This window comes from Hydrocarboniphaga effusa AP103 (assembly GCF_000271305.1).
In the GTDB taxonomy this organism is placed as follows: Bacteria; Pseudomonadota; Gammaproteobacteria; order Nevskiales; family Nevskiaceae; genus Hydrocarboniphaga; species Hydrocarboniphaga effusa.
In genome coordinates this window covers 546,765-572,981 of the sequence record NZ_AKGD01000004.1, presented here as the reverse complement: position 1 = coordinate 572,981, position 26,217 = coordinate 546,765, and the positions used below count along the sequence as shown (strand labels likewise).

The following is a 26,217-nucleotide window of genomic DNA, read 5'->3' as shown; positions in this document are numbered from 1 at the left end:
CGGGCGGCTCGGGTGCCGCCCCTCTCTCTGCCGCGATCCCTCAGGCGGCACTTCAGCTCCGCACGGTGTCCCTCGTAGCCCTTACGCAGAGCATCGCGGCAGCCAATAAAAATGAGCGGTAGCAAATATCAGAGTTTCGTTGGTTCCTCCTCCATCCAGGGAGGCAACGCGACCTACGTCGAAGCGTACTACGAGCAGTTCCTGGAAGACCCGGAATCGGTCGATCCGTCCTGGCGCGCGTATTTCCGTTCGATCCAGGATCAGAGCGTGCAGCGCGAGGTGGCGCACAGCGATGTGCTGGCGCGCTTCGAGCGCATCGCCCGCGACAAGAAGCCCGGTGCGGTCACGGTGTCGCAGGAAAGCTTCGATGCCCGCGCGGCCGAGAAGCAGGGCGCAGTGCTGCGCCTGCTCAACTACTACCGCGTGCGCGGCCACCAGGCCGCGAAGCTCGATCCGCTCGGTATCGCCCCGCAGGCGCTGATTCCCGACCTCGATCCGGCTTTCCATGGCCTGGATGCCTCGGACATGGACACGGTGTTCAACACCGGCTCGCTCATGCACGACGGCGGCGATCGCCTGCCGCTGCGCGAGATCATCCGCATCCTCAAGAACGTGTACACGGACACCATCGGCGCCGAGTACATGTACATCACCGAAACGGCGCAGAAGCGCTGGATCCAGAAGCGTCTCGAAGGCGCGGCGTTCAAGCCCAAGGTGGCTCCGGAGGCCAAGCGCGAGTTGCTCAAGCAGCTCGTCGCGGCCGAAGGCATCGAGCGCTATCTGCACAACAAGTACGTCGGCCAGAAGCGCTTCTCGCTCGAAGGCGGCGATGCGCTGATTCCGGCGATGGACGAGATCCTGCGCGGCGCCGCGGCGCGGGACGTCGAAGAAGTGATGATCGGCATGGCCCACCGTGGCCGCCTCAACGTGCTGATCAACGTGCTCGGCAAGTCGCCCAAGGACCTGTTCGCGGAGTTCGAGGGCAAGTATTCGGTCGATGCGCTCTCGCGCGCAGGCGACGTGAAATACCACATGGGCTTCTCGACCGACGTCGAAGTGTCGGGCAAGCGCCTGCACCTCGTGCTCGCGTTCAACCCCTCGCACCTCGAGATCGTCAATCCGGTGGTGGAAGGCTCGGTCAAGGCGCGCCAGGTTCGCCGTCACGACGACATCGGCGCTCGCGCGGTGCCGGTGCTGATCCACGGCGATGCCGCGTTCGCGGGCCAGGGTGTGGTGATGGAAACCATGCAGCTGTCGCAGTCGAAGGGCTACGCGACCGGCGGCACGGTGCACATCATCGTCAACAACCAGATCGGCTTCACCACGCCGAACCCGATCGAAGCCAACTCGAACCACGAAGCGCGCACCAGCCGCTACTGCACCGACATCGCCAAGATGTTCGAAGCGCCGGTGTTCCACGTCAACGGTGACGATCCCGAGGCCGTGGTGTTCGTCACGCGCCTGGCGATGGACTTCCGCAACGAGTTCCACAAAGACGTCATCATCGACATCTGCTGCTACCGCCGTCTCGGCCACAACGAAGCCGACGAGCCGAGCGTGACGAGCCCGATGATGTACGAGGCGGTCAAGAAGCATCCGACCACCATGGCGCTCTACACGCGCAAGCTCGAAGAGGAAGGCGCGATCGCCAAGGACGAGGGCGCGACGCTCGTCAAGGCTTACCGCGAAGGCTTGGACAAGGGCGAGAACATCGTCCGCACCACGCTCGGCCTGGTCGGCAACAAGCACACGGTCAACTGGTCGAACTACACCAAGGGCAATTGGGACGATGCGGCCGACACGTCGGTGAGCCTCGAAACCCTGCGTTCGATGTACGAGCGCGTGTCCAAGCTGCCCGAGACCTTCACGCTGCACAATCGCGTGCAGAAGATCTACGACGACCGCAACAAGATGGCGGCCGGCGAACTCGCGATGGATTGGGGCTTCGCCGAGACCATGGCCTACGCTACCCTCGTCAACGAGGGCTTCGCGGTTCGCCTGTGCGGTCAGGATGCGCGCCGCGGCACCTTCTTCCATCGCCACGCCACCGTGCATGACGCCAAGAACGGCGAGAACTTCACGCCGCTGCGCCATCTCGACCAGGACAAGTACAAGTTCGTCGTCAACGACACGCTGCTGTCCGAAGAGGCGGTGCTCGGCTTCGAATACGGCTACTCGACCGCCGAGCCGAACACGCTGGTGATCTGGGAAGCGCAATTCGGCGATTTCGCCAACGGCGCGCAGGTGGTGTTCGACCAGTTCATTTCGAGCGGCCAGGCCAAGTGGGGCCGCGCCTGCGGTCTGGCGGTGTTCCTGCCGCATGGCTATGAAGGCCAGGGTCCGGAGCATTCCTCGGGCCGCCTCGAACGCTGGCTGCAGCTGTCGGCCGGCAACAACCAGCAGGTCTGCGTGCCGTCCACCCCGGCGCAGATGTTCCACATGCTGCGTCGCCAGATGAAGCGCGGGCTGCGCCTGCCGCTGATCGTGATGACGCCGAAGTCGCTGCTGCGCCACCCCCTGTCGGTGTCGACGCTCGAAGACCTCACCAAGGGCCGCTTCCAGCCCATCATCAGCGACCACGATGTCGAAACGGGCAGCGTCAAGCGCATCGTGTTCTGCTCGGGCAAGGTTTACTTCGATCTGTACCAGGCTCGCCTCAAGCAGGAGATCAAGGATGTAGCGCTCGTGCGTATCGAGCAGCTCTATCCGTTCCCGCGCGAAGCCTACGAAGCGGCCCTGGCGCAGTTCCCGAACGCCAAGGACGTGGTCTGGTGCCAGGAAGAGCCCGAGAACCAGGGCGCCTGGTATCAGATCAAGCATCGCCTCGGCGCCTACCTCAAGCCGCAGCACAAGCTGCTGTACGTCACGCGCGACGGCAATTCGACGACCGCGGTGGGCTACCTGAAGGTGCACAACAAGGAACAGGAGGCCGTCATCAACGGCGCCCTCACGGGAGGCAAGCCGGCCAACTAAGGCCGGCTTCTGCCCGACAACGCATTCAACGGAAAAAAGTAAGTTCCCTTTCGGAGACAAGATGAGCATTGAGATCAAAGTGCCTGCGCTGCCGGAGTCGGTGTCGTCCGCGACTCTGTCGGCCTGGCACGTGAAGGCTGGAGAGCCGGTCAAGCGCGAGCAGAACCTCGTCGATCTGGAGACGGACAAGGTCATGCTCGAGGTTCCGTCGACGGTCGACGGCATCCTCAAGGAGATCCGTATCCAGCCGGGCGCGACGGTCAATGCCGGCGACGTCATCGGCATCATCGAAGAAGGCGCCAGCGCCGCCGGCCCGAAGGCCGACGAGCCGCAGGTCATGGCGAAGAACGAAGCCAAGGCTTCGCAGCCGACCTCGACCACCACGCCGGCTCCGGCGACCAACGGTGGCGGCGACGACCAGCAGGGCCCGGCCGTGCGCAAGCTGCTCGCCGAACTCGGCTTGTCGGCCGCGCAGATCACCGGCACCGGCAAGGGCGGTCGCCTGACCGTCGAAGACGTCAAGGCCTTCGCGGCCAAGCCGGCTCCTGCCGCCGCTCCGGCAGCCAAGGCCGAGGCGCCGAAGCCCGCCTCCAAGCCGGCCGCCGGTTCGCGCGAGGAACAGCGCGTGCCGATGACGCGCATTCGCGCGCGCATCGCCGAGCGCCTGAAGGAATCGCAGAACACCGCGGCCATGCTGACCACTTTCAACGAAGTGGACCTCAAGGCCGTCAACGACCTGCGCGCCAAGTTCAAGGACAGCTTCGAGAAGACCCACGGCTCCAAGCTCGGCTTCATGAGCTTCTTCGTCAAGGCCAGCATCGAAGCGCTCAAGAAGTATCCGCTCGTCAATGCCTCGATCGACGGCAACGACATCGTCTATCACGCTTACTACGACATCGGCGTCGCCGTGTCGTCCGAGCGTGGCCTGGTGGTGCCGATCCTGCGCGATGCGGATGCGATGTCGTTCTCCGAGATAGAGAAGACCATCGGTGAGCTTGGCGCCAAGGCCAAGAACAACAAGCTCACGATGGAAGACCTCACCGGCGGCACGTTCTCGATCACCAACGGCGGCATCTTCGGCTCGATGATGTCGACCCCGATCCTGAATCCGCCGCAGGCCGCGATTCTCGGCATGCACGGCATCTTCGATCGCCCGGTCGTGGTCAAGGGCGAGATCGTGATCCGCCCGATGATGTACATCGCGCTGACCTACGATCACCGCATCATCGACGGACGCGACGCGGTGCTGTTCCTCAAGAGCATCAAGGACAGCCTCGAAGATCCGAGCCGCCTGCTGCTGCAGCTCTGATCGACGATCGTCGTTGCACGCTGTACGAAAAAGCCCGCGACAGCGGGCTTTTTCGTGTGCTTCGTCCAGCTGATGTTCGGCCGCCGTCGGGCATCGTGGCCAGCGAACACCGGGAGAAACTCATGCGGATTCCATTCGCGCGACAGGCCTTGCCGCTGTTGTCGTGCGTGCTGCTGTGCGCCTGCGCGGCGCAGAACTACGATGGCGCAAAGAGCAGCCTTTCGACTCGGCAACGCTCGTTCGTCGCGGCGATGCCGGCCGCGACGGCCTTGCGCGAAATCAAGAACGCCGCCGAGAAGTGCGCAGCGGGCGAGGGCGCGAACCTGATCCAGGAGCGTCGCTCGGCGAAGAACGGCTTCGACGAACTCAGCATCGTCACGCGAGATGGAAACTCGGCGGTGCTGCTCGCCGCGATCGAGATCTCGTCTCTCGACGCCAAGACCGCGCGCGTCAACGTGATCTGGAATCGCTGGCGCTGGAAGCACGACGAGCGTCTCGTCGAGAAGTGGTCTCAGGGCTTCGCGGTTTGTTCGATATGAGCTTCGGCTCGAATGCGACGGCTCACTGATACCCATCCTCGCGCCAGGTATTGCCGTCTCGCGTGATCAGCGTGTTCGACGCGGTCGGACCCCAGGTGCCGGCGGCGTAGCTCTTCGGCGGCTCGCCGAGGGCGTCCCAGCCGTCGCGAATCGGATCGATCCAGCGCCAGGCGGCGTCGAGTTCGTCGCGGCGCATGAACAGCGTGAGCTTGCCGAGAATCACGTCCATGAGCAGGCGCTCGTAGGCGTCCCACTGGCGCGTCTTGAACTCCTGCTTGAAGTCGAGGTTCAAGTCCACCGGACGCACCTTCATTTCGGCGCCCGGCACTTTCACCATCAGGTAGAGCCTCACCTCTTCGTCTGGCTGCAGGCGAATGACGAGGCGGTTTCCCTCGCTTGCCGAGGTCGGCAGGATCGCATGCGGAACCGGTCGGAAATTCACGACGATCTCGGCCATGCGCTCCTGCATGCGCTTGCCGGTGCGCAGATAGAACGGCACGCCGGACCAGCGCCAGTTGTCGAGCTCGGCCTTGATCGCGACGAAGGTCTCGGTGTGGCTGTCGGGCGGGATGTCGGCTTCTTCGAGGTAGCCGCGCACGGCCGCACCGTCGATCGCGCCGGCGCGATATTGGCCGCGCACGGTCTTGGCCTTGATGCAGTCGAGCGTGATCGGGCGCAGGGCGCGCAGCACCTTGAGCTTCTCGTCGCGCACCGCGTCCGGGTCGATGCTCGAAGGCGGCTCCATCGCGAGGATGCAGAGCAGTTGCAACAAGTGGTTCTGCACCATGTCGCGCAGCGCTCCGTAGCGATCGTAATAATCGCCGCGACCTTCGACGCCGACCGTCTCGGACAGCGTGATCTGCACGTCCTGTACGTTCGAGCGCCTCCACAGCGGCTCGAAGATCGCGTTGCCGAAGCGCAGCGCGATGAGGTTCTGCACCGTCTCCTTGCCGAGGTAGTGATCGATTCGATAAATCTGCCGCTCTTCGAAGATCTTGGCGACGGCTTCGTTGATCTCGTAACTCGAAGCGCGATCGCGGCCGAGCGGCTTTTCGAGCACGACGCGCGTTTGCGGGGTGACGAGCTGGTTGGCCGCCAGATTCGTGCAGATCTGCGCGAACAGGCTCGCAGCCGTCGACAGGTAGAACACGCGCACGCGATCGTTTGAATTCTGCAAGCGTCGGGCGAGTTCGGCGTAGCCTTCAGGTTGTGTGCCGTCGAGGCGCAGATACTCCAAGTGCGCGGTGAACGCGGTCCAGGCCCGTTCGTCGAAGTCGCCGCCCGGAATGAACTGCCGGCAGTTCTCGCTGACGAGATTCAGATACTGCTCGCGGCTCAAGTCCTGGCGCGCGACGCCGATGATGCGCCAGCCCTGCGTGTGCTGGCTGTCACGGAAGCGGTTGTAGAGCGCGGGCAGCAGCTTGCGCATGGCGAGATCGCCGGTGCCGCCGAAGAAGATCAGGTCAAACTCCTGCAGGGCGCTGGCCGATACCTTGGTATCTTGCATAATCGGTCCTCGATGGATGGTTCCGTGCCTACAGTTTCCGTGCCGGCCCGCGATGATGCGAGCACGGCGTGAACGAATTGCGGCGCTGCAGGTCGTCTGATGATCCCGAGCCGGTGCTTGCTGGCTCAGCTTTTGCCAGTCCGACGATGCGGACAGGGAGATGTCATGAAGCATGCCGAGGAGCGTTCTGAATTGCATCCGGTGGTCGTGGCCGTCACGCAGCGCATCCGCGCGCGCAGCGAGGCCACGCGCAAGGCTTATCTCGATCGCATGCGCGCTGCGCGACAGAAAGGCACGGTGCGCTCGCACATGCCGTGTACCAATCTCGCGCACGCGTTCGCGGCCTTCGGCGATGCGGACAAGCAGACCTTGCGCCAGGCGCGCTGGCCGAGCATCGGCATCGTCTCGGCCTACAACGACATGTTGTCCGCGCACCAGCCGCTCGAGCATTTTCCGGCGCTGATCAAGCAGGCCGCGCGCGAAGCCGGCGCGGTGGCGCAGTTCGCGGGTGGCGTTCCGGCGATGTGCGACGGCGTGACGCAGGGCGAGCCCGGCATGGAACTATCGCTGTTCTCGCGCGACGTCATCGCCATGTCGACCGGTGTCGCGCTGTCGCACAACAGTTTCGATGCGGTGCTGTGCCTGGGCGTCTGCGACAAGATCGTGCCGGGCCTGTTGATCGGGGCGCTCGCGTTCGGTCATCTGCCGGTGATCTTCGTGCCGGCCGGGCCGATGACTTCGGGCATCTCGAACGAAGAGAAAGCCAAGGTTCGCCAGCTGTTCGCGCAGGGCAAGGTCGATCGCGAAGCCCTGCTCGAATCCGAGGCGCGCTCGTATCACGGCCCCGGAACCTGCACCTTCTACGGCACTGCGAATTCCAACCAGATGCTCATGGAGATCATGGGCGTGCATCTGCCGGGCACCGCCTTCGTCAATCCGTACACGCCGCTGCGCGAGGCGCTCACGCGCCAGGCCGCGAAGCACGCGGCGAGCATCACCGCGCTCGGCAGCGACTACCGGCCGCTCTGCGAGGTGATCGACGAGAAAGCCGTCGTCAACGGCATCATCGGCCTGCATGCCACGGGTGGTTCGACCAATCACACGATCCATCTCGTGGCGATGGCGCGCGCGGCCGGCGTGCTGATCAACTGGGACGACTTCGCCGACCTGTCGGCCGTGATTCCGCTGCTCGCCAAGGTCTACCCGAACGGCAAGGCCGACGTGAATCATTTTCACGCGGCGGGCGGCATGGGCTACCTGATCGGCCAGCTGCTCGACGCCGGCCTGCTGCACGAAGACGTCAACACCGTGGTCGGGCATGGCCTGCGCCACTATGCGCGGGAGCCCAAGCTCGTCGACGGCCAGCTGGGCTGGCAGGACGCGCCGGCCGAGAGCCTCGACGAGAACGTGCTGCGTCCGGCTGCGAATCCGTTCAGTCCCGAAGGCGGCTTGCGTCTGCTCACGGGCAATCTCGGTCGCGCGGTGATCAAGGTGTCGGCGGTCAAGCCCGAGCATCGCATCGTCGAGGCGCCCGCGATCGTCTTCGACGATCAGGAGGAAGTGCAGGCCGCGTTCAAGCGCGGTGAACTGCGGCGCGATTTCATTGCCGTCGTGCGCTATCAGGGTCCGCGCGCGAACGGCATGCCGGAGCTGCACAAGCTCACGCCGACGCTCGGCGTGCTGCAGGACGAAGGCTTTCACGTCGCGCTCGTAACCGATGGTCGCATGTCGGGCGCCTCGGGCAAGGTGCCCGCGGCGATCCACGTGACGCCCGAATGCCTGTCGGGCGGGCCGCTCGCGCGCGTGCGCGACGGCGACATCCTGAGGCTCGACGCCGAAACCGGCGAGCTGTTCGTGCGCGTCGCCCCCGAGGAGTGGAACAGTCGCAAGATCGAGCCCGTCGACCTGTCGCACAACCAGTACGGCACCGGCCGCGAACTGTTCTTCAACGCGCGCCTGCACGCCGGCGGAGCGGAGCAGGGCGCGATGATGTACGCACCTTACGACGATGCATCGACGAGCGTGCCAGCCTCCGTCACCGCCCATCCCCACATTTGAGGACCGCGAGCAATGACCATCGACGAGATCTTCGCGGCCGGCCCGGTGATTCCGGTGATCGTGATCCAGCGCCTGGAAAGTGCAATCGGTCTGGCGCGGGCGCTCGTCGACGGCGGCGTGCGCGTGCTCGAGGTGACGATGCGAACCCCCGCCGCGCTCGATGCGATGCGCGCGATGCGCGATGCGGTTCCCGAGGCCATCGTCGGCGCCGGCACCATCACCAACCCCGATGACTTGAGCAAGGCGATCGCCGCGGGCGCGCAGTTCGGCGTGAGCCCGGGTGCGACGCCGTCGCTGCTGTCCGCGATCCGGGATTGCGGCCTGCCGTTCCTGCCCGGGGCGATGACGCCCTCCGACGTGATGCTGCGTCGCGATGCGGGCTTTACGGCGATGAAGTTGTTTCCGGCCCAGCAGGCCGGCGGCATCGGCATGCTCAAGGCGCTTGGCAGTGTCTTTGCCGACGTGCGCTTCTGCCCGACCGGCGGCATCGACGCCGCGACGGCGCCGCAGTTTCTCGCGCTGCCCAACGTGGCCTGCGTGGGCGGCTCATGGATCGTGCCGAACGATCTGGTCGCCGGTGAGCGCTGGAGCGAGATCAGCGAGCTGGCCCGGCAGGCAAGCGCACTGCGAAACCCATGACGTAGTCGCCGGCGCGGCGCCACCAGGCGCCGCCAACGAAAAGGCCGCCGAAGTCATCGGCGGCCTTTTCGTTTGAAGCCAGCTCTTGGTATCGCTGCCGCTACTGCTGCTCGAATGCGGACTCGACGTCCTCCTGCGTGAGCAGGCGGATCGGCACCGATTTGGCGCCCCAGATTTCATCGCAGTACTGCAAGATGGTGCGATCGGACGAGAACTTGCCCGAGCGCGCGCTGTTGAGGATGGCCATGCGCGTCCAGCGGTCGGCATCGCGATAGACGCTCGCAACCTCGTCCTGACAGGCGACGTAGGAATCGAAGTCGGCGAGCAGGAAATACGGGTCGTGATAGAGCAGGTTGTCGACCAGCGGCTTGAACAGGCTCGCATCTCCGCGCGAGAAGAAGCCGCTCGCGATCAGGTCGATGACTTCGCGCAGCGCATCGCTGCGCTGGTAGTACTCCATCGGACGATAGCCGCTCGCGCCGAGCGCGTAGACCTCCGGTGTCGACAGGCCGAACTGGAAGAAATTCTCGGCCCCGACTTCCTGCTGGATCTCGATGTTCGCGCCATCCATCGTGCCGATGGTCAGCGCGCCGTTCATCTGGAACTTCATGTTGCCGGTGCCCGAGGCTTCCTTGCCGGCGGTGCTGATCTGTTCGGACAGATCGGCTGCCGGGTAGATGCGCTGGCCGTTGGTCACCGAGAAATTCGGCATGAACACGACTTTCAAGCGATCGCGCACGGCCGGATCGACGTTGACCACATCGCCGATCGCGGTGATGAGCTTGATCATGAGCTTGGCCATGAAATAGCCCGGCGCCGCCTTGCCGCCGAAGATGAAAGTGCGCGGCGTCAGATCGATGTTCGGGTTGGCCTTGATGCGCAGATACAGCGCGATGATGTGCAACGCCGCGAGATGCTGGCGCTTGTATTCGTGGATGCGCTTGACCTGTACGTCGAAGATCGAATCCGGGTTGATCGAGATGCCGAGCCGGCGCGTGATGTGCGCCGCGAGATCGGCCTTGTTGTCGCGCTTGACCTTGGCCCAGCGCGCGCGAAAGTCCGCGTTCTCGACATGCCGTTCGAGCCCGCGCAGCTGGCCCAGATCCTTGATCCAGCCTTCGCCGAGCGTTTCGCTGATCAGCGCGGTGAGCCGCGGGTTGGCGAGTACGATCCAGCGGCGCGGCGTGACGCCGTTGGTCTTGTTGCTGAACTTCTCGGGCCAGAGTTCGTAGAAATCCTTGAGCACGTCCTGCTTGAGCAGCTCGGTGTGCAGATCGGCCACACCATTGATCGCGTGGCTGCCCGCGCAGGCGAGATTGGCCATGCGCACGTAGCGCGGCCCGTGTTCGTCGATCAGCGACATGCGGGCCAGGCGCTGTTCGTCGCCGAAGAAGCGCAGGCGCACCTGATCGAGAAAGCGTGCGTTGATTTCGTAGATGATCTCGAGATGCCGTGGCAGTACGCGCTGGAACAGCGGCAGCGACCAGCGCTCGAGCGCCTCGGGCATCAGCGTATGGTTGGTATATCCAAAACTCTTGCAGGTGATATCCCAGGCCGTATCCCAGACCAGCAGATGTTCGTCGACGAGCAGGCGCATGAGCTCGGCGACGCCGATGGCCGGATGCGTGTCGTTGAGCTGTACCGCGAACTTCTCGTGGAAATTCTCGACCGGAACGCCTTGGATCTTGAGGATGCGCAGCATGTCCTGCAGCGAGGCGGAGACGAAGAAGTACTGCTGCTGCAGGCGCAGTTCCTTGCCGGCCTCCTGCTCGTCGTTCGGATAGAGCACCTTCGACAGATTTTCGGAGACGATCTTCTGCGTCACCGCGCCGGCGTAATCCCCGCGGTTGAACTGGCCGAAGTCGAACGACTCGGCCGCCTCGGCCTTCCAGAGCCGCAGGGTGTTCGCGGTGTTGACGTGATAACCGAGAATGGGAGTGTCGTGCGGAACGCCGAGCACCACGCGCGCCGGCAGCCAGCGCACGCGCAAGCGCTGCTGCTCGTCGACATACTGCTCGGTGTGGCCGCCGAAGCGGATTTCCACGGTCCATTCGGGCCGCGCGATTTCCCAGGGATTGCCGTAGCGCAGCCACTTGTCGGTCTTCTCGGCCTGCCAGCCGTCGACCAGGGTCTGATGGAAAATGCCGTATTCGTAGCGGATCCCGTAGCCGAGCGCCGGCACTTCGAGCGTGGCGAGCGAATCGATGAAGCAGGCCGCCAGCCGGCCCAGGCCGCCGTTGCCGAGCCCGGGCTCTTCTTCCTGGTACAGCAGGTCTTCGAGGTCGAGCCCGAGCTCGGCGACCATCTTCGCCGTCTCGTCGTAGATGCCCAGGTTGATCAGGTTGTTGCCCAGATGCGGGCCCATCAGGAACTCGGCCGACAGATAGCAGACCGTGCGCGAGGCCTGCGAGGTGTACGCCGACGCGGTGCTGATCCAGCGTTGCATCAGACGATCGCGCACCGTGTGGGCGAGGGCCAGATAATAGTCGGCATTGTTCGCCAGCTTGGGAAACTTGCCCTGCACGTAGAGCAGGTTGTCGAGGAAGGAGCGGCGCAGATCTCGTTTATCGAGAGAAGCGCGCTCACTCACACGACGGTCGGTGTTCGTCATTCTGCAGACTCCGTTCTGGTTCTTGAATGCGCGTGATCGCAAATTCCGTGCGCGCTCGAAGCCTGCGCCCGGGCCTGCACTGGGGTTACAATATTCGTATCACCGAGAGAGAGAAAGATGAGCGAAAACTACGATGTAATCGTGATTGGCGGCGGCCCGGCCGGTTATCCCGCTGCGATTCGCGCTGCGCAGCTGGGTCTCAAGACGGTGTGCATCGACGCCTGGCTCAACAAGGATCAGTCGCCCGCTTTCGGCGGCACCTGCTTGAACGCGGGCTGCATTCCGTCCAAGGCGTTGCTCGAATCGTCCGAACTCGTGCATCGTGCACAACACGAGTTCGAAAAGCATGGCATTAGCACGGGCGAGGTCGCCTTCGACCTGGCCAAGATGCAGGCCCGCAAGACCAAGATTTCGCGTGACCTCACCGGCGGCATCAAGGCGCTGTTCCAGGCCAACAAGGTCACCGGCCTGTTCGGCTTCGGCAAGCTGCTCGGCGATGGCAAGGTCGAGTTCAAGGGGCACGACGGCAAGACCCAGGAGCTGGTCGGCAAGCACGTCATCATCGCCACGGGTTCGGCGCCCGTGAACCTCAAGATCGCGGCCTTCGACAACGACAAGATCGTCGATTCCTGGGGCGCGCTCGATTTCACCGAAGTACCCAAGCGCCTCGGCGTGATCGGTGCCGGCGTGATCGGCACCGAGCTCGGCAGCGTCTGGGCCCGCCTCGGCGCCAAGACCGTCATCATCGAAGCGCTGCCGACTTTCCTGCCGATGGTCGATCAGGCCATCGCCAAGGAAACTCTCAAGCACCTGACCAAGCAGGGCCTGGATATCCGCCTGGGCGCCAAGGTGGCCGGAGCCAAGGTCGAGGGCGATGCGGTGGTCGTCGAATACGAGCAGGGCGGCGAGAAGAAGACCGAAACCTTCGACAAGCTCGTCGTCGCCGTGGGCCGCAAGCCCTACACCGACGGCGTCAACGCCAAGGAGATCGGCGTCGCGTTCGACGAGCGTGGCTTCGTCAAGGTCGACGGTCACTACAAGACCAACGTGTCGGGCGTCTACGCGATCGGCGACGTGATCGGTGGCGCGATGCTGGCCCACAAGGCGATCGAAGAGGGCGTGGCCCTGGCCGAGCAGATCGCCGGTCACCACACGCAGGTCAACTACAACGCGATTCCGTCGGTCATCTACACGGCGCCGGAAGTGTCCTGGGTCGGTCTGTCCGAGGAAGCGGCCAAGGCGGCCGGCTTCGAGGTCAAGACGGGCACCGGCTCGTTCGTGTCGTCGGGCCGCGCCAAGGCGATGGAACAGGCCGCCGGCACCGTCAAGGTGATCGCGGACGTCAAGACCGATCGCATCCTCGGCGTGCACATGGTGGGCCCGTTCGCCTCCGAGCTGATCGCCGAATCGGTGCTGGCGCTCGAATATTCGGCGACCGTCGAAGATCTCGCGCTGACCATGCACGGCCACCCGACGCTCGCGGAAACCTTCCACGACGCGATCCTGTCGGTCGACGGCCGCGCGATTCACGGTATCAACAAGCCGCGCAAGTAAGCGCGGCTTTCCAACAAACGGAAGTCCTTTGCGCGCCGCTGCTCGGCGCAAAGGGCTCGGAAGCGGCAATCAGGAGAGAGAATGAAGCTGTTCAAAATGCTGCCGGTCCTCGCGCTTGCCAGTGCTGCCATGCCGGCCCAGGCCGCATCGCTCGACTTGAACCTCAACGACGAGGCGGTGCGTGGCGAGTTCAGCGGCGCGCTGTCGAGCCTGTTTTCGACCGACGCCGAGGGTCAGTACCAGCTGGGCGCTCTCTACAGCGACGACGAGAACCTCGATCTGAAGCAAATCCACGCGGGCCTGCTCGCGACCGGTGACACCGGCGCCCAGGAAGTGCGCGCAACGGCCGGCCTCGGTGTTCGGGCCCAGTACCTGGACGCGGACGGCGGCGACGGCGGCGGCCTGGCGCTCGGCGGCCAGTTCGACATCCGGCTCGCGGGATTCGAGCGTCTGGGTCTGCAGGGTTACTTCTGGTATTCGCCCAAGGTGCTGACTTTCGGCGACATCGAAGACCAGAGCGAATGGTCGCTATCGGCGGACTACCAGGTGCTGCGCAACGCCTCGGTGTACGTGGGCTACCGTCAGTTGCGCATCGACCCGGACAACGGTCATGCCTTCGATGCGGACGATGGCTTCCACCTCGGGTTCCGCTTCAAGTTCTAAACTTCCAGCGCAAAATCTTCCGAGAGTCCTCTCATGGGTCGTGGTCCGAGTATCGAAGGCCGCAAGAATGCGGCCGATGCCGTCAAAGCCAAGGTCTTCACCAAGCTGATTCGCGAGATCAGTCTGGCGGTCCGCGCCTCGGGGCCTGACCCGGCCGGCAATCCGCGCCTGCGTCTGGCGGTGTCGAGAGCGCTCGACGTCAACATGACCAAGGACAAGATCGAGACCGCGATCAAACGCGCGAGCGGCGAAGGCGCCGACGCCCAGCAGGAAGTTCGCTACGAAGGCTACGGCCCGGGCGGCATCGCGGTGATCGTTGACTGCGTGACCGACAACCCGACGCGCACGGTCGCCGACGTGCGCCACGCGTTCTCCAAGCACGGCGGCAACATGGGCACGAGCGGCTCGGTGGCCTTCCAGTTCGCCGAAGCCGGCCAGCTCTGGTTCGACGTCAGCGCCAATCCCGAGCTCGAGGAGAAGATTCTCGAAATCGCGCTCGAAGCCGGGGCGGACGATGTGCAAACCGACGGCGGCTGGTGCGAGGTGGTGACCCAGCCCGATGTGTTCGAAACGGTCAGGAAGGCGCTCGTCGATGCCAAGCTCGAGCCGGCGCAGGCGCGCGTGACGCAGCGTCCGTCGAATCGCGTGGCGGTCGAGGGTGAGGCGGCGGAAACGCTGCAGAAGCTCATCGATCGCCTCGAAGAGCTCGACGATACCCAAGAGGTCTATCACAACGCCGAACTGCCGGCCTGATCGGGCGAGGCGTTCCGTGGCCACGACAGTCCGCATCCTCGGCATCGATCCGGGGTCGCGCAAGACCGGCTACGGCATCATCGAGTCGAGCGGCCATCGCAATGTGCATGTCGCCAACGGCTGCCTGTCGCTCGGCGATGGCGAACTCGCCCCGCGCCTGCTCAAGATCCTGCGCGGGCTCTCCGAGATCATCGAGGAATACGCGCCCGAGGAAGTCGCGATCGAAGAAACCTTCGTCAACCGCGCCAATGCGGCGAGCGCGCTCGTGCTCGGCCAGGCGCGAGGCGCGGCGATCTGCGCGATCGCCGGCTCCGGCGTGCCGATGGCCGAATATGCCGCTGCGCAGGTCAAGGTCGCGATCGCGGGCAACGGCCGCGCCGAGAAGCAACAGGTCCAGCACATGGTCAAGGTGCTGCTGAACCTGCAGGACAAGCTGTCGCCCGATGCTTCCGACGCGCTCGCGGTCGCGCTCACGCACGCCCATGTGCGCGGAACGCGCGTCAAGACCGGCATCGCGCTCAGCAAGGCCTGGGGCTGAGCGCGGGGGGCTCGACGCCTCGCGGCTGGGCCGTCGCCATCCGGCTTGTTCCCACGCTGCCAAACCCGAATACTGCCGCCATGATCGGACGCCTGACCGGAAAACTCGTCGTCAAACAGCCGCCTTTGCTCGTGCTCGACGTCGGTGGCGTCGGCTACGAGATCGAGGCGCCGATGTCGACCTTCTACAAGCTGCCGGCGCTCGGCGAAACGGTGACCTTGCAGACGCACCTGACCGTGCGTGAAGACGCGCACCTGCTGTTCGGCTTCGGCAGCAGCGTCGAGAAGGCGCTGTTTCGCGAGCTCATCAAGATTTCAGGCGTCGGTCCCAAGCTCGCGCTGTCGCTGCTCTCGGGCATCAGCGTCGAAGATTTCTGGAGCACCGTGCGCGCCGGCGAAGTGGCCCGGCTCACCAAGGTTCCGGGCGTCGGCAAGAAGACCGCCGAGCGTCTCGTCGTCGAGATGCGCGACAAGGCCGGTGGCGGCGACGCGGGCAGTATCGGCCTGCCCGGCGCCTCGGCGGCCGTGGCGAGCAGCCCGTTGCAGGAAGCCAAGGCGGCGCTCGTCGCGCTCGGCTACAAGCCGGCCGAGATCCAGCGGTTCACCGATGCCGTCCACCAGGACGGCATGAGCACCGAACAGATCATCCAGGAAGCGCTGCGCCGTGCCGTCCGCTAAGCCGACCTCCGACCGCGCCGTTTCCGCGAGCGTCGGCGGCTCGGACGAGGAACGCATCGAGCGCGCGATCCGCCCGCACCGACTCGCCGATTACGTCGGCCAGCCGGTGGTTCGCGAGCAGATGGGTATTTCGATCGAGGCCGCACGCCGTCGCGGCGAGGCGCTCGACCACGTGCTGATCTTCGGCCCGCCGGGCCTCGGCAAGACCACGCTCGCGCATATTCTCGCCGAGGAAATGGGCGTGAACCTGCGCCAGACCTCGGGCCCGGTGCTCGAACGGGCCGGCGATCTGGCCGCGCTGCTGACCAACCTCGAGCCGCGCGACCTGTTGTTCATCGACGAAATCCACCGGCTGTCGCCGGTCGTCGAGGAAGTGCTGTATCCGGCGATGGAGGATTACCAGCTCGACATCATGATCGGCGAAGGCCCGGCAGCGCGTTCGATCCGGCTCGATCTGCCGCCGTTCACGCTGGTCGGCGCCACCACGCGCGCCGGTGCGCTGACGAGCCCGCTGCGCGATCGCTTCGGCATCGTGCAGCGGCTCGAGTTCTATTCGGTCGAGGATCTCGCGAGCATCGTCGAGCGCTCGGCCGGCATTCTCAGGGCGCCGATGGAAGCCGGTGGTGCGCACGAGATCGCGCGCCGCTCGCGCGGTACCCCGCGCATCGCCAACCGCCTGCTGCGCCGAGTGCGCGATTACGCGGAGGTGCGCGGGCAGGGCGTGATCACCCAGCAGATCGCCGGTGAGGCGATGAAGCTGCTCGACGTCGATTCCAACGGCTTCGACCTGATGGACCGCAAGCTGCTGCTGACCCTGATCGAGCGCTTCGATGGCGGCCCGGCCGGCGTCGACAATCTCGCGGCCGCGATCGGCGAATCGCGCGACACCATCGAAGACGTGATCGAGCCGTATCTGATCCAGCAGGGCTACCTGATGCGCACGCCGCGCGGTCGCGTGGCCGGGCGCCTGGCCTATCAGCACTACGGGCTCAAGCCGCCGACCGGGCTCGAAACCCGCGTGACGCCTGACCTGTTCGGCTCCGACTGAGTTCGGGCAATGAGCGACAGCCACCACTGGCCCGTGCGCGTCTACTGGGAAGACACCGACGCTTCCGGCGTGGTCTATCACGCCAACTACCTGCGCTGGTTCGAACGCGGACGCAGCGAATGGCTGCGCGCCCTGGGCTTCGACCAGCACAAGCTTATGTGCGAAGTCGGGGTGGCGTTCACGGTGGCCAATCTGGAGATCCAGTACAAGCGGCCCGCGCGGCTCGACGACGAACTCGAGGTCGTCACCCGCATCGCCGAACTCAAGAAAGCCTCGCTGACGTTTGCACAAGCCTTGAGTCGCCGCGGCGAGGATGCTGTCATCCTGTGCCAGGCGCGTGTACAGGTGGCTTGCGTGGATGCGCGTACGTTTGCGCCGAGGCGCATGCCGGATCTCGGTTTCAGAGCCTGAAAAAGGCAGCGGGTTCACTCCAAATTCATGCGCTGACGCCACATTGTTGCGCATATAATCACAGACTCATGCGTCACGCTCCGGGCATTGTCGTCGCCCGGGCGTCGTCTATCGTTGTTTATCCAGACGTTTCGGAGGGTCATCGGGGAATGAATGCCAATCTGTCGCTGGCACATCTCGTTGCACAGGCGAGCTTGCCGGTCCAGTTCATCATGCTGTTGTTGTTGGCGGCATCGGTGGGAAGCTGGGCGGTGATCTTCGCAAAGCGCAATCTGCTGGCCCGGACTCGCAAGGCTGCTGATGATTTCGAAAACCGCTTCTGGTCCGGCGGCGCGCTGACCGATCTCTACGAATCGACCCGCCGCAACAAGGAAGACGAAGGCCTGGTGCCGATCTTCTCGGCGGGCTTCGAGGAATACACGCGCCAGCAGCAAGGCGGCCGCATCGATCCGGACGACATCATGGCTGCGGTGCAGCGCCAGATGCGCGTCGCCCAGGTGCGTGAGGTCGAGCGTCTCGAAGGCGGTCTTTCGCTGCTCGCGACGATCGGTTCGGTGAGCCCCTATGTGGGCCTGCTCGGCACCGTCTGGGGCATCATGAGCGCCTTCATCGCCATCGGTAACGTCAAGCAGGCCTCGCTCGCGATGGTCGCGCCGGGCATCGCCGAAGCGCTCATCGCCACCGCCATCGGCCTGTTCGCGGCAATTCCGGCAGTCGTCGCCTACAACTTCTTCACGCGTAGCGTGGAGAGCCTGGAGAACCGTTACCTGACGTTCTCCGACGAAATGATCGGCATCATCGAACGCGCGCTGCGCAGCGCGAAGAGCTGAGCATGGGCGCTTCCGTCAGTCCGCGCGGCGGCAAGAAGCGCCGCATGAACGCCGAGATGAACGTGGTGCCGTACATCGACGTCATGCTGGTGCTGCTGATCATCTTCATGGTCACCGCGCCGCTGCTCACGCAGGGCATCGAAGTGGAGCTTCCGGCCACCGACGGCCAGCAGATGACGCAGGGCGACGAGCCGATCACACTGTCGGTCAATCGCAACGGCGAGTTCTTCCTCAACGTCGGCGACAACAAGGATTCGCCGCTGTCGGACGAAGACGTTCGCGCGCGTGCCGGTGCCATCGTCCGCAACAAGCCGCAGGAGATGTTTCTGGTCGAAGGTGACGCCAAAGTGCCTTACGAATCGGTCGCCCGCGCCATGGCCGTGCTGCAAAGCGCCGGTGTGCAGAAGATCGGTTTCGTGACCGACCCCGTGGTTACGACGCCCAAGAAGAACTGAGGCTGCATGCCCGTTTCGAAGCGCCATTTCCTGCTGGCGGCAGCCGCGCATGCCGCTTTGATCCTGCTAATGATCTTCGGCGTGCAGTGCCAGACCAAGATCGAGCCGCCGCCGGTCATGGTGGCGATGGTCGTGCCCAAGCCTTCGGCCAAGCAGGACACGCCGACCGATACGCCGCGCGTCACGCCCGAGCAGAAGACCGACGACATGGCCGAGCAGCGCAAGGCCGAGGAAGGCAAGCGCCAGGAAGAGCTCAAGAAGCGCGAGCAGCAGCGGCAGGAAGAGATCAAGAAGCAGGCGCGCGCGCAGGAAGAAAAGCTCAAGGCGCAGCAGCAGGAAAAGGCCGATCAGCAACGTCAGCTCGAAGCCCGCAAGGCCGAAGAGCAGAAGAAAACCCAGGCCGAGGCCGAGAAGAAGAAACAAGCCGAAGCCGAGGCCGAAAAAAAGAAGCAGGCCGAACTCGCGTTGCGCAAGGCTCAGGAGGAAGAGGCCAAGAAAAAGGCCGACGCCGAGGCGGCCGAGAAAAAGAAGGCCGAAGAAGCCGCCAAGCAGAAGGCCGCCGAAGACGCTCGCCAGAAAGCCGAAGCGGAAGCCGCCGAGAAGAAGCGCCAGGAAGACGAGGCGCGCGCTCGGGCCGAAGCCGAAAAGAAGAAGGCCGAAGAGGCGGCTCGCAAGGCGGCCGAGGAGCAGCGCCGTCGCGAAGAGAACGCGCGCAAGCAGCAGGAGGACATGGCGCGCAAGATGATGGCCGAGGAGGCCGCGCGCGCCGAAGGCGAGTACATCCAGGGCGTGCAGGCCACTTGGCAGCAGCAGCTCATCGAGCACATCAGCCGCTACTGGGACCGCATTCCGGGCCTGCCGAACAACCTGCGCTGCCAGGTCACGATCACCCTGCTGCCGAGCGGCCAGGTGATCGACGTGCGCGTGATCCAGAGCTCGGGTTCGCCGGCGTTCGACGATTCCGTCCGTACCGCCGTGCTCAAGGCGAGCCCTCTGCCATTGCCCGCGGACCCGAAGGCCTTCGATCGGACCCTGAAACCGATCTTCACCCCCGAAATGCTGCAGTAGTGAAATTGGTTACACGAGGATTTCGTCATGCGAGGTAAGTCATGGATGCTATGAAACGCCTGATACTGGTCCTATTGCTGATCGTGCCGGGGCTCGCGCGTGCCGATCTGGAATTCACGGTCACCGGCGGCAACACTCGCGCCAAGCCGATCGCGATCGTGCCGTTCGCCGGCAATGATCCGGCGCAGACCGACGTCGCCGGCATCATCGAGGCCGACTTGAACCGCAGCGGCCTGTTCCAGTCGCTGCCGCGCGGCGACATGCTCGAGCGTCCGAACGAGCCCGGCCAGGTCGATTTCCGCAACTGGCGCGCGGTCAACATGGAGAGCCTCGTCATCGGCCGCATGAACCGCGAGCCCGGCAGCGATCGCATGTCGACGCGTTTCTTTTTGCTCGACGTCTATCGCGGTGAGCAGCTGATCGCCTACGACATGCCGCCGGTCGCTCCCGACCAGCTGCGCTACGTGGCGCACCAGATCGCCGACCTGATCTTCGAGCGGCTCACCGGCATTCCGGGCATCTTCAACACCAAGATCGCGTACGTGGCTTCGAGCGGTTTCGGCCCCTCGCGGACCTACCAGCTGCTGATCGCCGACGCGGACGGCTTCAACCCGCGCACCATCGCAAGCTCGCGCGAGACGCTGATGTCGCCGGCCTGGTCGCCGGATCGCAAGAAGCTCGCGTATGTGGCCTATGAGCGCGGTCGCTCCGGCATCTACGTGCACGACATCGCCACCGGCGTGGTCAAGCGCGTGATCTCCGAAAAGGGCATCAACGGATCGCCGGCCTGGTCGCCGGACGGCACGCAGCTGGCCATCACGCTGTCGTACGAAACCAACCCGGACATTTACATCATCGACGTCGCCTCAGGACGCAAGCGCCGGATCACCGACCACTACGGAATCGATACCGAGCCGGCGTTCGCCCCGGACGGTCAGAGCATCGTTTTTACGTCCGATCGTGGCGGTCAGCCGCAGCTGTATCGCACCTCGGTCGGAGGGGGCGATGCACAGCGAATCACCTTTCAGGGCAAGCAGAATCTGCGCGCCAGTTTTGCCCCCGATGGCAAGAGTCTAGCTCTGGTCAATGTCGAAAATTCCAGTTATCGTATCGCGCTACTTGACTTGGCTTCCGGCAACCTTCGCATCCTCAGCGACGGCAACATGGATGAAAGCCCGAGTTTCGCTCCCAACGGTGCAGTCATCATCTACGCGACCCAGAAATCCGGGGCCGCCGAGCTGGCGACTGTCACAACAGATGGTCGGGTCAAGCAGCGCCTGCGGCAGCCCGGTGATGTTCGAGAGCCCGCATGGTCGCCTTTATCGCGTTAATCAAAAATTTAGTTATTTACCCGACAATGACGGGACTTTCTTTCAGGAGCTTTGAAATGTTGAAGCAGATTCTGGTTGCGGCAGTGGTTGTGGGTAGCGTCGCAGTGACGGGTTGCGCCAGCAAAGGCAAGAAGAACACGGCTCCGCCGCCGGTCTCGAACACCGATAGCGGGATGACCGGCTACGGTGCCACCGACAGCAACGTTTCGGGTTCGGGCCTGGGTGACCTGGCTTCGCAGGTTGCTTCTAAGAAAGTGATCTACTTCGATTACGACAGCGCCGATCTCACCTCCGAGGGGCAGGCCACAGCTTCGCTGTGGGCTCGCTATCTGGCGGCTAACCCGAGCGTTCGTGTTCGTCTCGAAGGCAACACTGACGAGCGCGGCACCCGCGAATACAACATTGCGCTCGGCGAGAATCGCGCCAACTCCGTGCAGGCCGCTTTGACCTCGGGTGGCGCTTCGGCCAGCCAGATCAGCGTCGTCAGCTACGGCGAAGAGCGCCCGGCCGCTCCGGGCCACGACGAGTCGGCCTGGTCGCTGAATCGCCGCGTCGAGTTCGTGCAACAGTAAGTCTATCAGCTGACGCCTGACGTTCTTCGAATTCCAAGAGGCTCCTTATGTCGGCCCACCGCTGTTCTGCGTTAATGCTCCTGTCGGTTCTCGCTGTCAGTGGCTGCGCGGATATGGGTGGGCCGATCAATGGTTCGGGGCAACTCTCCCCGGAAGAGCGTCGGCTTCAGGATCTCGAGAACAAGACGGCGGCGATGTCGCGCCGTCTTGATAATCTCAACTCCAGCGCTACGGATCAGGAACTGAGCCGTTTGCGCGAGGATCTTCGCGATTTGCGCGGTACTGTCGAAAAGCTTCGCTACGACAGTGACCAGCGCGATCGGACGACGAAGGATTTGTATCAGGACATCAATTCGCGACTGCAGCGCTTAGAGGGCACTGCGCCGCCCGCTGTATCGAGTGCTCCGGGCATCATTCCGGGCGCCACGCCTGGCACGATTGCTACGGCACCCACGCCGCAGCGCCCTACCGTTGCGTCTCCCGAGGAAGAAGCGGCATACCTGTCGACCTTTGATCTGCTCAAGAACGGCAAGTACGACGACGCCATCCGCGGTTTCAAGTCCATGCAGCAGCAATGGCCACAGGGGCGCTACGCGGATAACTCGTGGTATTGGATGGGCGAGGCTTATTACGTCAAGCGCGATTACAACGGGGCGTTGAGCAGCTTCCAGGCCCTTGTCGATCGTTTCCCGACCAGCCCGAAGCTGGCTGATGGTTTGGTCAAAGTCGGGCTTTGCCAGATCGAACTCAAGCGCACGAGCGACGCCAAGGCTACGCTGCAGCGCGTGACACGCGAATTCCCCACGTCGAATGCCGCGAATATCGCGCGGCAGCGACTGGAAACACTGGGTGGGTAAGTAGCACCATGGGTTTTGCCGTTGCGCAGCCGGCGCCGGCGCGTGACGAACGGCTGAAGCTCACCGAAATCTTTCTTTCGCTGCAAGGCGAATCCTCATACTCGGGCTGGCCGACGGTTTTCGTGCGGCTGACGGGTTGCCCCTTGCGGTGCGTCTACTGCGATACCGCGTATGCCTTCCACGGCGGGCAATGGAAGGGTTTCGATCAGATTCTCGATGAGGTGGCGGCCCTGGGCGCTCGCCATGTCTGCGTAACGGGCGGAGAGCCGCTCGCGCAGAAGAACGTCGTCGAGTTGCTCAAACGACTTTGTGATGCCGGTTACGCGGTCTCGCTCGAGACCAGCGGCGCGCTGGATGTCTCGGCCGTCGATACACGGGTCATGCGCGTCGTCGATGTGAAGACACCCGATTCGGGCGAGGTCGAGCGCAATCTCTGGAGCAATCTGGCCCAGCTCACGAGCCATGACGAGGTCAAGTTCGTGATCTGCTCACGCAGCGATTACGACTGGTCCAAGCGCATCATCGAAGAGCACGCGCTGACCGGACGCTGCACGGTTCTGTTTTCGCCCAGCCATGGCCAGGTGAAGGCGCGCGAACTCGCGGACTGGATCGTAGAAGATCGGCTCGCGGTGCGTTTTCAAACCCAGTTGCACAAGCAGTTGTGGGGCGAGGAGCAGGGACGATGAACCGTCAAGCCAGGAAAGCCGTGGTGTTGCTGTCCGGCGGGCTCGATTCGGCGACCGTGCTCGCGATGGCGGTGGAGCAGGGCTTTGAGCCATACACGCTCGCCGTTTCGTATGGCCAGCGTCACTCGGCTGAGATCGAGGCCTCGGTCCGTGTCGCGACCAGCATGGGCTCGGTGCGACACCAGGTCATGCGCGTGAATCTCGACGAGCTCGGCGGTTCTGCACTCACCGATCGGTCGATTGCGGTCCCGGTGACGCCCACGAGCGGTATTCCGGTGACGTACGTCCCGGCGCGCAATACCTTGTTTCTGTCGCTCGCCCTGGGCTGGGCCGAAGTCGTCGGAGCGACCGACCTGTTCATTGGCGTCAACGCCGTGGATTACTCGGGCTATCCGGATTGCAGGCCCGAGTTCATCGAAGCTTTCGAGAAGCTTGCGAATGTGGCGACCAAGGCGGGCGTCGAGGGCGCGCGGTTCCGCATTCACACGCCGTTGATTGCGATGAGCAAGGCGCAGATCGTGACGGAGGGCACTCGGCTCGGCGTGGATTACGCGCAGACGGTGTCCTGCTATCAGGCTGACGACTCGGGCGCGGCGTGCGGGCGCTGCGACTCCTGCCGTCTTCGTCGCGCCGGCTTCGAAGTGGCGGGTCTGGCCGACCCGACTCGCTATCAATCGGCCTGAAACTATTCAACCCGAAGACAGGTTCCAGTATGATGCGCGGCCCCCGCTCAGGGGGCTTTGTTTGTAAGGCTGTCCGGATGGGTCGTTAGCTCAGTCGGTAGAGCAGTTGACTTTTAATCAATTGGTCGATGGTTCGAATCCATCACGACCCACCATCTGGCAGCGCTCGAGATAAGAAAAGGCCTCTCCAACATCAGTTGGAGAGGCCTTTTGCTTGGCTCGCCGATTTCATCAGACCCAGCTCATCAACCCCAGCGAACTCGCGGCTGTCTGCTCGGCCGGGGCCTGTCGGCAGCGCCGGCCCTGGTCGAAGGGCGGAACAGACGAATCCTGTTCGAAGGCAGCACGTCGGTATCGAGTTCGAGCTCTTCGACAGAGCTGTACTGGCCCGCCGATACCCAGGCTGCGAACCAGTCGGAGAAGTTCGGAATCAAGCGTTTCATGGCGGCCTCCTTGCTCAGAGATAGCGAATGCTGCGATGCAACAAAGATAGGGGTGAACTTCAGAGATTCCCAATTGCCAGTTCGAATTCCTCCGATAGGCTTGACTTATTCTTTGGTAAGTTTTAGTTCATTCCCAGCCAACCATACGAAAACAGTACGCTTGAGTGTGGAAGTGGCGATCCCGTAAAGTCGCCATCTTGTTCAAGGCCGATTCAGTCTTGCCCGCACGGGATGGACATTCTGGAATCGTCGCATTACTCATCACGGCATCGCTCGATGACCGGCAGAATTCGTAAGGACGCATGAGTCGTATCTCTGCGGTACTCACTCAACTCAAGCAGCAGCAGCGCAAGGCGCTGATCCCGTTCATTACCGCCGGCGATCCGCATCCGGATCAGACCGTGGGTCTGATGAATGCGCTAGTCGAAGGCGGAGCCGATATCGTCGAGCTCGGGGTTCCGTTTTCGGATCCGATGGCTGATGGCCCGGTGATCCAGCTCGCCTGCGAACGCGCGCTTGTGCACGGCACTAGCCTCAAGCAGATTCTCGGCATGGTGAAGGAGTTCCGGCGCAACAATGCCAATACACCGATTGTGCTGATGGGTTACCTGAACCCCGTCGAGCATCTGGGTCTGGAGCCGTTCGCCGATGCGGCGGCCGAGGCCGGTGTCGACGGCGTGCTGATTGTCGATCTGGCGGTCGAGGAATCGGCCGAGTACTCCAGGGTGCTCAAGGCGCGCGGTATCGATCTGATCTTTTTGCTCGCGCCAACGAGCCCGGCCGAGCGAATCCGGGCCGTGGCCTCGCAGGCCGGTGGTTATTTGTATTATGTTTCCGTGAAAGGCGTCACCGGTTCGGCGAACCTGGACGTGGGCAAAGTTGCGGCCAAGCTCGACGAAATTCGCCAGTTCACCGATTTGCCTCTGGCCGTCGGCTTCGGAATCCGCGATGCGGAATCGGCGGCCCGGGTCGGTGAGGTGTCCGACGGCGTTATCGTCGGTAGCGCCTTGGTCGGCGAAATCGAAAAGCATCAGGCGACGCCAGCCGTCTTGCCGGGTCTGCTCAGGGACAAGCTCAAGGCGATGCGGGTGGCATTGGACGAGTCATCGAGTAGTCATCACTAACGCAATGGGTGCACGGACATGAGCTGGCTCGACAAAATTTCCGGATCGCAGTTGCTGACCACGGGCGTTCGCAAGCACAACGTTCCCGAAGGTCTGTGGACCAAGTGCGATGGCTGTGGCTCGGTGCTCTATCGCGCCGAGCTTGAGCGCACCCTTGAGGTGTGCCCCAAGTGTTCGGCGCATCGCCCGATCACGGCGCGCTCGCGTCTGAACCAGCTGCTCGACAAGGAGCCGCGCGTCGAGATCGCGATCGACCTCGCTCCGGCCGATCCGCTCAAGTTCAAGGACTCGCGCAAGTACACCGACCGCGTCAAAGAGGCGCAGGCCGACACCGGCGAGAAGGACGCGCTGGTGGTCATGAAGGGCCAGATCATCGGCCTGCCGCTGGTGGTGTCGGCTTTCGAGTTCGGCTTCATGGGCGGCTCGATGGGCAGCGTCGTCGGCGAGAAGTTCGTGCATGGTGCCAATGCGGCGCTCGAAGCGGGCATTCCGTACGTCTGCTTCTCGGCGACCGGTGGCGCGCGCATGCAGGAGTCGCTGTTCTCGCTCATGCAGATGGCCAAGACCTCGGCCGCGCTGGCCAAGCTCTCCGAACGCGGCCTGCCATTCATCTCGGTGCTCACGCATCCGACCATGGGCGGCGTGTCGGCAAGCCTTGCGATGCTCGGCGACATCATCATCTCCGAGCCGCGCGCACTGGTCGGCTTCGCCGGTCCGCGCGTGATCGAGCAGACCGTGCGCCAGAAGCTGCCGGAAGGTTTCCAGCGCGCCGAGTTCCTGTTCGAGCATGGCGCGATCGACATGATCGTCGACCGTCGCGAGCTGCGTGAGAAGCTGCATCGCCTGCTCGCGATGATGACGCACTGGGCTCCGCCGCCGAGCGCCTGA

25 protein-coding genes and 1 tRNA gene are annotated in these 26,217 nt (G+C 63.9%); 23 read left to right on the top strand and 3 right to left on the bottom strand.

Features of this window, described 5'->3' with window-relative positions:
• Nucleotides 1-111 precede the first annotated feature (111 nt).
• The 3 genes from WQQ_RS21860 to WQQ_RS21850 all read left to right on the top strand — a co-directional run bounded on the left by WQQ_RS21860 (nucleotide 112) and on the right by WQQ_RS21850 (nucleotide 4,821).
• Nucleotides 112-2,973, top strand: coding sequence for a 2-oxoglutarate dehydrogenase E1 component (locus WQQ_RS21860; protein ID WP_007187458.1), 2,862 nt, complete (start codon nucleotides 112-114; stop codon nucleotides 2,971-2,973).
• A 61-nt stretch (nucleotides 2,974-3,034) separates the two neighbouring features.
• On the top strand, nucleotides 3,035-4,282 hold the full coding sequence (odhB, locus tag WQQ_RS21855) for a 2-oxoglutarate dehydrogenase complex dihydrolipoyllysine-residue succinyltransferase (protein ID WP_007187457.1): 1,248 nt from the start codon (nucleotides 3,035-3,037) through the stop codon (nucleotides 4,280-4,282).
• Between the two features lie 122 nt (nucleotides 4,283-4,404).
• The gene (locus tag WQQ_RS21850; RefSeq protein ID WP_007187456.1) at nucleotides 4,405-4,821 is read left to right on the top strand and encodes a hypothetical protein; all 417 of its coding nucleotides are present in this window, start codon (nucleotides 4,405-4,407) and stop codon (nucleotides 4,819-4,821) included.
• Between the two features lie 22 nt (nucleotides 4,822-4,843).
• Here the strand turns inward: WQQ_RS21850 and zwf are convergent, their stop codons facing one another.
• A complete protein-coding gene (gene zwf / locus WQQ_RS21845) occupies nucleotides 4,844-6,328 on the bottom strand; it encodes a glucose-6-phosphate dehydrogenase (RefSeq protein ID WP_007187455.1) in 1,485 nt (494 codons plus the stop codon).
• A gap of 165 nt (nucleotides 6,329-6,493) precedes the next feature.
• Here zwf and edd point away from each other — a divergent pair, with 165 nt between their 5' ends.
• Nucleotides 6,494-8,386, top strand: a complete 1,893-nt coding sequence (edd, locus tag WQQ_RS21840; protein WP_007187454.1) for a phosphogluconate dehydratase — start codon at nucleotides 6,494-6,496, stop codon at nucleotides 8,384-8,386.
• A gap of 12 nt (nucleotides 8,387-8,398) precedes the next feature.
• A complete protein-coding gene (locus tag WQQ_RS21835) occupies nucleotides 8,399-9,025 on the top strand; it encodes a bifunctional 4-hydroxy-2-oxoglutarate aldolase/2-dehydro-3-deoxy-phosphogluconate aldolase (protein ID WP_007187453.1) in 627 nt (208 codons plus the stop codon).
• A 100-nt stretch (nucleotides 9,026-9,125) separates the two neighbouring features.
• On the opposite strand, the gene WQQ_RS21830 is transcribed toward WQQ_RS21835, so the two are convergent.
• Nucleotides 9,126-11,636, bottom strand: a complete 2,511-nt coding sequence (locus WQQ_RS21830) for a glycogen/starch/alpha-glucan phosphorylase (protein WP_007187452.1) — start codon at nucleotides 11,634-11,636, stop codon at nucleotides 9,126-9,128.
• A gap of 117 nt (nucleotides 11,637-11,753) precedes the next feature.
• On the opposite strand from WQQ_RS21830, the gene lpdA reads away from it, so the two are divergent.
• From lpdA to WQQ_RS21750, 16 genes are all read left to right on the top strand, one after another.
• Nucleotides 11,754-13,190, top strand: a complete 1,437-nt coding sequence (gene lpdA, locus WQQ_RS21825) for a dihydrolipoyl dehydrogenase (RefSeq protein WP_007187451.1) — start codon at nucleotides 11,754-11,756, stop codon at nucleotides 13,188-13,190.
• An 81-nt stretch (nucleotides 13,191-13,271) separates the two neighbouring features.
• The gene (locus tag WQQ_RS21820; RefSeq protein ID WP_007187450.1) at nucleotides 13,272-13,853 is read left to right on the top strand and encodes a YfaZ family outer membrane protein; all 582 of its coding nucleotides are present in this window, start codon (nucleotides 13,272-13,274) and stop codon (nucleotides 13,851-13,853) included.
• A 33-nt stretch (nucleotides 13,854-13,886) separates the two neighbouring features.
• A complete protein-coding gene (locus WQQ_RS21815; RefSeq protein ID WP_007187449.1) occupies nucleotides 13,887-14,606 on the top strand; it encodes a YebC/PmpR family DNA-binding transcriptional regulator in 720 nt (239 codons plus the stop codon).
• Nucleotides 14,607-14,622: 16 nt separating this feature from the next.
• Nucleotides 14,623-15,144 carry a crossover junction endodeoxyribonuclease RuvC gene (gene ruvC / locus WQQ_RS21810; RefSeq protein ID WP_007187448.1) on the top strand — a complete coding sequence of 174 codons (522 nt, stop codon included), beginning with the start codon at nucleotides 14,623-14,625 and terminating at the stop codon, nucleotides 15,142-15,144.
• An 80-nt stretch (nucleotides 15,145-15,224) separates the two neighbouring features.
• Complete coding sequence (ruvA, locus tag WQQ_RS21805) at nucleotides 15,225-15,821, top strand: Holliday junction branch migration protein RuvA (protein ID WP_007187447.1); 597 nt, start codon at nucleotides 15,225-15,227, stop codon at nucleotides 15,819-15,821.
• Complete coding sequence (gene ruvB / locus WQQ_RS21800; protein ID WP_007187446.1) at nucleotides 15,808-16,869, top strand: Holliday junction branch migration DNA helicase RuvB; 1,062 nt, start codon at nucleotides 15,808-15,810, stop codon at nucleotides 16,867-16,869. Before ruvA ends, ruvB begins: the two co-directional genes overlap by 14 nt.
• 9 nt (nucleotides 16,870-16,878) lie before the next feature.
• Complete coding sequence (gene ybgC / locus WQQ_RS21795) at nucleotides 16,879-17,280, top strand: tol-pal system-associated acyl-CoA thioesterase (protein ID WP_007187445.1); 402 nt, start codon at nucleotides 16,879-16,881, stop codon at nucleotides 17,278-17,280.
• A 149-nt stretch (nucleotides 17,281-17,429) separates the two neighbouring features.
• On the top strand, nucleotides 17,430-18,110 hold the full coding sequence (gene tolQ / locus WQQ_RS21790) for a protein TolQ (RefSeq protein ID WP_007187444.1): 681 nt from the start codon (nucleotides 17,430-17,432) through the stop codon (nucleotides 18,108-18,110).
• Nucleotides 18,111-18,112: 2 nt separating this feature from the next.
• Nucleotides 18,113-18,565, top strand: a complete 453-nt coding sequence (gene tolR / locus WQQ_RS21785; protein ID WP_007187443.1) for a protein TolR — start codon at nucleotides 18,113-18,115, stop codon at nucleotides 18,563-18,565.
• 6 nt (nucleotides 18,566-18,571) lie between these two features.
• Entirely contained in the window at nucleotides 18,572-19,633 is a 1,062-nt protein-coding gene (gene tolA, locus WQQ_RS21780) for a cell envelope integrity protein TolA (RefSeq protein WP_007187442.1), read from the top strand.
• A 41-nt stretch (nucleotides 19,634-19,674) separates the two neighbouring features.
• A complete protein-coding gene (gene tolB / locus WQQ_RS21775; protein WP_040455307.1) occupies nucleotides 19,675-20,964 on the top strand; it encodes a Tol-Pal system beta propeller repeat protein TolB in 1,290 nt (429 codons plus the stop codon).
• Nucleotides 20,965-21,020: 56 nt separating this feature from the next.
• Nucleotides 21,021-21,536: a peptidoglycan-associated lipoprotein Pal gene (pal, locus tag WQQ_RS21770; RefSeq protein WP_007187440.1), complete on the top strand. Its 516-nt coding sequence runs from the start codon at nucleotides 21,021-21,023 to the stop codon at nucleotides 21,534-21,536.
• 47 nt (nucleotides 21,537-21,583) lie between these two features.
• The gene (gene ybgF, locus WQQ_RS21765) at nucleotides 21,584-22,393 is read left to right on the top strand and encodes a tol-pal system protein YbgF (RefSeq protein ID WP_050997805.1); all 810 of its coding nucleotides are present in this window, start codon (nucleotides 21,584-21,586) and stop codon (nucleotides 22,391-22,393) included.
• An 8-nt stretch (nucleotides 22,394-22,401) separates the two neighbouring features.
• Nucleotides 22,402-23,079, top strand: a complete 678-nt coding sequence (gene queE, locus WQQ_RS21760) for a 7-carboxy-7-deazaguanine synthase QueE (RefSeq protein WP_007187438.1) — start codon at nucleotides 22,402-22,404, stop codon at nucleotides 23,077-23,079.
• Nucleotides 23,076-23,762, top strand: a complete 687-nt coding sequence (queC, locus tag WQQ_RS21755) for a 7-cyano-7-deazaguanine synthase QueC (protein ID WP_007187437.1) — start codon at nucleotides 23,076-23,078, stop codon at nucleotides 23,760-23,762. The genes queE and queC overlap by 4 nt, the downstream gene beginning before the upstream one ends.
• A gap of 79 nt (nucleotides 23,763-23,841) precedes the next feature.
• Nucleotides 23,842-23,917, top strand: a tRNA-Lys gene (locus WQQ_RS21750).
• Between the two features lie 90 nt (nucleotides 23,918-24,007).
• Here WQQ_RS21750 and WQQ_RS21745 read toward each other — a convergent pair.
• Nucleotides 24,008-24,205 (bottom strand): hypothetical protein, encoded by a 198-nt coding sequence (locus tag WQQ_RS21745; RefSeq protein ID WP_007187436.1) that lies wholly within the window; start codon nucleotides 24,203-24,205, stop codon nucleotides 24,008-24,010.
• A 302-nt stretch (nucleotides 24,206-24,507) separates the two neighbouring features.
• Here WQQ_RS21745 and trpA point away from each other — a divergent pair, with 302 nt between their 5' ends.
• Nucleotides 24,508-25,329 carry a tryptophan synthase subunit alpha gene (trpA, locus tag WQQ_RS21740; RefSeq protein ID WP_007187435.1) on the top strand — a complete coding sequence of 274 codons (822 nt, stop codon included), beginning with the start codon at nucleotides 24,508-24,510 and terminating at the stop codon, nucleotides 25,327-25,329.
• Nucleotides 25,330-25,347: 18 nt separating this feature from the next.
• Nucleotides 25,348-26,217 carry an acetyl-CoA carboxylase, carboxyltransferase subunit beta gene (gene accD, locus WQQ_RS21735; protein ID WP_007187434.1) on the top strand — a complete coding sequence of 290 codons (870 nt, stop codon included), beginning with the start codon at nucleotides 25,348-25,350 and terminating at the stop codon, nucleotides 26,215-26,217.